This is a genomic window from Planktothrix sp., assembly GCF_046067725.1.
Taxonomy (GTDB): domain Bacteria; phylum Cyanobacteriota; class Cyanobacteriia; order Cyanobacteriales; family Microcoleaceae; genus Planktothrix.
The window spans coordinates 1-4,796 of record NZ_JBJUDF010000236.1; the positions used below are offsets into that span (position 1 = coordinate 1).

At 38.2% G+C, this 4,796-nt stretch carries 5 protein-coding genes; all 5 read left to right on the forward strand.

Annotation, left to right across the window (positions count from 1 at the left end):
• On the forward strand, window positions 1–344 hold a 344-nt coding region (locus tag ACKPEB_RS14695), incomplete at its 5' end, for a putative dsRNA-binding protein (protein ID WP_408965675.1).
• Between the two features lie 3 nt (window positions 345–347).
• A complete protein-coding gene (locus ACKPEB_RS14700) occupies window positions 348–866 on the forward strand; it encodes a CAP domain-containing protein (RefSeq protein WP_408965676.1) in 519 nt (172 codons plus the stop codon).
• Between the two features lie 21 nt (window positions 867–887).
• Window positions 888–1,514, forward strand: coding sequence for a ribonuclease D (locus ACKPEB_RS14705; protein WP_408965677.1), 627 nt, complete (start codon window positions 888–890; stop codon window positions 1,512–1,514).
• A gap of 816 nt (window positions 1,515–2,330) precedes the next feature.
• Window positions 2,331–3,950: a Cas10/Cmr2 second palm domain-containing protein gene (locus ACKPEB_RS14710; RefSeq protein ID WP_408965678.1), complete on the forward strand. Its 1,620-nt coding sequence runs from the start codon at window positions 2,331–2,333 to the stop codon at window positions 3,948–3,950.
• Between the two features lie 11 nt (window positions 3,951–3,961).
• On the forward strand, window positions 3,962–4,796 hold an 835-nt coding region (locus tag ACKPEB_RS14715), incomplete at its 3' end, for a CRISPR-associated protein (protein WP_408965679.1).

Consider the following 4,796-nt stretch of genomic DNA (forward strand, 5'->3'; position numbering starts at 1 on the left):
GTGACCCAGCGCGCAAGAATTATAAAGCCGCTTTACAAGAATGGACACAAAGCCATCATAAAATTTTACCGGAATATAAGGTACAGCAAAATCGTCAGATTCATAATGATGATGAACGCTTTACCGCAACGGTTTGGTTACGAGGTCGTCAATTGGGTGAAGGAACCGGACGTTCGATTAAATCGGCAGAACAAGCAGCGGCTCAAGTCGCTTTTCTGTCCCTCACTCAACATTCTCAACCTAACCCAAATTCAGCATTTAATGAGCCAAAAGATAAAATTTCAAGCCTGAATTCTGTTTCGTTTTCTTCCCCTATAGGCAAAACAAAACTCTCGAAACCATAAACTATGTTTAAGTTCTATTTAATAGGAACAATATTATTGGGAGGCTGTACATTCTTCTCAGAAATTAACACAATTTCAGAATCTATACCGGAGGTAACACCCATTTTCAACCCTAGTAATTCTAATATTGCTCAATTAGAATTATCCGTTCATCAACAAGTTAATGATTATCGTGCTTCTCGAAATTTACCTCCGTTAAAACTAGACCCTAGAATTAGTGAACAATGCCGCATCCATAGTCAGTCAATGGCTAATGGTGAAGTTCCCTTTGGTCATGGAGGTTCAAAAGCTCGATTTCAAGCGGTGCGTCAGATTGTTCCTTGGAAAGAAATTGCTGAAAATGTTGCCTTTAATTCCGGTTATGTTGACCCCGGAAAACAAGCTGTTAAAGGATGGATTGAAAGTCCGGGTCATCAACGTAATATGATTGGAAACTATGAACTAACAGGAATTGGGATTGTCAAAAATGCCAAAGGAGAGTATTATTTTACTCAGATTTTTGTCAAAAAAGCATGGCTTTAAATTTATATCGTGAGTCTAAATATGTCTAATTTTCAAGTTTTTGATCAGGATATTTCTGAAGCATTATTATCTGAATATTTAACCGCAGAAGCTTTAGCTGTAGATACAGAAACAATGGGTTTATTACCTTGGCGCGATCGCCTTTGCTTAGTGCAGATTTGTGATCCTAAAGGTCAAGTTGCAGCCATTAGAATTGCCAAAGGTCAAACAGAAGCACCCCACCTCAAACAACTTTTAGAATCTCCCAATATCCTTAAAGTTTTCCATTTTGCTCGATTTGATATTGCAACAATTCGTTATTATTTAGGGATTGAAGTTAACCCGGTTTTCTGCACTAAAATTGCCAGTAAACTTGCCCGAACCTACACCGGAAAACATGGATTAAAAGAGTTAGTTCAAGAATTAGAACAAGTTGAACTAGATAAAAGCTCCCAAAGTTCTGACTGGGGAAATGCCAGTAACCTGTCTGAAGATCAATTAAATTATGCAGCGAATGATGTTCGTTATTTATTAAGTGTTCAGAAAAAGTTAGTTTCGATGTTAGAACGAGAAGACCGTTTAGAACTCGCACAACAATGTTTTTCCTGTTTACCTGTCATTGTTACTTTGGATTTATTGCAATTTCAAGGAATTTTTGAGCATCATTGAAGAAGAGAAAAAAGAATAATCAAAATGATTAATCCTAAAAAATAGTTACATTCCTCTGTAGGGGCGAGGTTCTCTCGCCCTTACAATAAATTTAGAATCAAAACAGTCTTGCTAATTGAGATAGAATTGAGTGCCAATTTCTTGAAAACAAAAACCCCCCAACCGAAGTTAAGGGGGAACCATCAGGGTGCATCTACATTTGTTTTCTTCTCTAACGATTAATTCTGATCAGGAAAATTAGCAAAAAAAAATTCCCCCAACCGAAGTTAAGGGGGAACCATCAGGGTGCATCTACATTTGTTTTCTTCTCTAACGCTTGATTCTGATCAGGAAAATTAGCAAAAAAAATTCCCCCAACCGAAGTTGAAGGAAAACCATCAGGGTGCATCTACACCTATTTCTTCTCTAAGGATTAATTCTGATCAGGAAAATTAGCAAAAAAAATTCCCCCTATGGCCATTAATTCCCTGAATCACGTACAGGGATTAAATACAGTCTGAATAGAGAGAATATAAATATTTGAAAAATTACGCAATAGTTCAATTAACAAAATTAAAACTCCAGTCAGAACACGAGAAACTCCAATTCGCAGTATTTTTTTCCTTGATTTTTATGTAATTTTTTAAAGTCCAAGGTTGCATTCAATTAAAGGTTTGACTCTCAAGATGCGTATATTTACTGTTGACAAAGCAATAATTTATCTGTAAGATGAGAATTTAGTGTCGTTCATCACAGCCCTAATTAACTGACGTTCCCAACTTTTAAAACTGATTTGCTCTATTTAGGCGGTATTGTTCAGGTTTTTGGTTGTTTCAGATGCCGTTTTATACCGCCGATAAACGTTGCATTCGAGTCAAAATTATGACCTACGCTGTTATTACCTTTTCACCCGTACAAGGATTTATTGAAAAATCTCGTAAGCTGCGAGACTTGTATGGAGCATCGATTATTTTGTCCTATCTCAGTCAACAATTAGTGGAAGCGGCAAAAACCTATCAACTCGAGATTATTTCTCCTGGGTTAGTGAATGTTGCTCAAGGAATGCCGAACCGGATTTTAATTAAAGGAGATTTTTCTCAACATCCGATCGAGGCATGGGTTCCTAACACTTTATTAGGAGCTTGGAAAGCTATTTTATCGGAATGTAAACAATGGATTGAACACAATATTCCTGAACATTCTCCTGATTTTTTCTATCATTGGCATCGAGATTGGGAAATGTGGGGAACCCATACTTGGGAAATTTTTTGGGGGTCAGGAAATAGCATTCCAGAAGCCATGGAAGACCTGGAAACTCGCAAACTTTCTCGCAATTGGACGGGAATTAATTGGATTGGAGAAAGTTCGAGTTTAACCGGAATTGATGCCATTGCATGGCCGGGATTAGGCAGTGGTAGCCGTAATCCTAAAACCCTAAAACATTCTGATGAAAATGCTAAAATTGAATCGTTTTATGCCCAATTAGCAACGGTTTTAGAAACTCCTTCTCGTTCGATTTCTGGTGAAGACGAACAACTGGTTGAAGGCAAATTTCTTGACCCCCATGAACGCTTAAGTATTCCTGAATTAGTGAAGCGTTTAATTACTCGCTATGAAATCCGTCGCAGCTTTGAACAAATCCCTGCCTTAAAACGATTTACCGATTTAGAACGGAAACCTGATCCCGAACAAAATCACTCAGGACAATGGACGGGATGGTTCATGGGAGATGGAGATAAAGTCGGTAAAAAACTCAAAGAGATTGCTGATCAAAGTGGAGATCACGGACTTCAATCTTTTAGTAAATCGATGCGAACTTGGGGACGGGATTTTATGCAAAAATTCCCCTCGGATTTAGGTCGGGTTATTTATGCAGGAGGAGATGATTTTTTAGGGGTTATTTATAGTAAAAACCCAAATCAACCGATTCCCCCTCAACGAGCGTTAAAGTGGTTAATGGAGTTAAATAATGAATGGAAAACCCACAAACAAGAAATTACTTTAAGTGTGGGATTTGTTTGGGCGGGTCATAGTGTTCCCCAACGGGATGTTTTACAACATTGTCGAGAGGCGGAAAAACAAGCAAAATCTTTAGGTCGAGATCGAGTTACTTTGAGAATTGTATTTAATAGTGGTCAATCTGTTCAATGGACTTGTCCTTGGGAACATTTATCTCTATTAAACCAATATCGCGATCGCAATGGTGGGCAAAATTGGAGTCAGGTTTATAGCGATTTAGCGCAATTGAAAGCACGGCATTCTATTGAGCCTAAATCTAAAAATCCTGATTACAAATTAGCTCTAGCATTGATGAATATTTACTTTCAAAATTCAGGAGAGATGATCCTAAAAAATCAACAAAAATTAGTCGGGAATACCTCCCCAACCAGCTTATTACAGTGGATTGAGAATTTAATTCTAGTGGGTTGGCAATTGTGTAGTTCCGTTGAACCATAGGGGAAAATAGGATGTTTAAATACTTGATTACAATTCACCCATTAGGGTTAATGTATGGCAGTTCAGGGGGTTTTTTATCTCCTGAGAATTTAGTGGGTCGTTCCCGTGAAAAATTCCCCCCGGATGCTGCAACTTTATCCGGTCTATTTTTCAGTGCTAATAAAGTTAATCCGTTTACCCATCCAGAGGAATTGCGGGATAATTTGTATGTAGCTGGGCCATTTTGGTCAGAAGAAAAAAGGCTACAACAAAAAAATTTTTATTTGCCGATTCCTAACACTAAATTAATTAGTGATCAAGGCACAAAAGACTGGGAAATTAAAACGGATCAATGGGTGGTTAAAGATAAAGATTATGAGTTAGAACCGGATTATTTTTGGCAAGAAATTGTTGCTTGGAATCGTACGGCTAAACAAGTTAAAGAAAGTGGTGCTATTGCCAAAACTCCTTGGAAATTTGTGCCAATTCTGCACCCCAAAATTCAAAAGCAACAACGGCAAGTTCAAGCGGAGGATGGCTTATTTTTAGAATATGCGGTTCAACTGGATCAAGAAGCTTGTTTAGTGTATCTTTCTACCCATGAATTACCGTCGGGTTGGTATCGGTTTGGTGGGGAAAATCATGTGGTTGAAATTAATAGTTTGACTTTGGATGAAAATCATCCCTTAATCAAACTATTAAATCAACCGATTCAAACCGCATTTGCCTTAATTACGCCGGGGGTTTGGGGTTCAAATCGGTTATCCTTTCGCTATCCTCAACACCCGGATTTTCCCCCACCTAAACTGATGCTAACTGATAAGGCTATTCCCTATCGATATCGGGCAGGAGGACGCATGGGGCGAG

Bases quoted from the DNA above. Each gene is read 5' to 3' on its own strand.
- ACKPEB_RS14705 (WP_408965677.1), top strand. From the start codon at position 888: ATGTCTAATTTTCAAGTTTTTGATCAGGATATTTCTGAAGCATTATTA.
- ACKPEB_RS14700 (WP_408965676.1), top strand. From the start codon at position 348: ATGTTTAAGTTCTATTTAATAGGAACAATATTATTGGGAGGCTGTACA.
- ACKPEB_RS14710 (WP_408965678.1), top strand. From the start codon at position 2,331: ATGCCGTTTTATACCGCCGATAAACGTTGCATTCGAGTCAAAATTATG.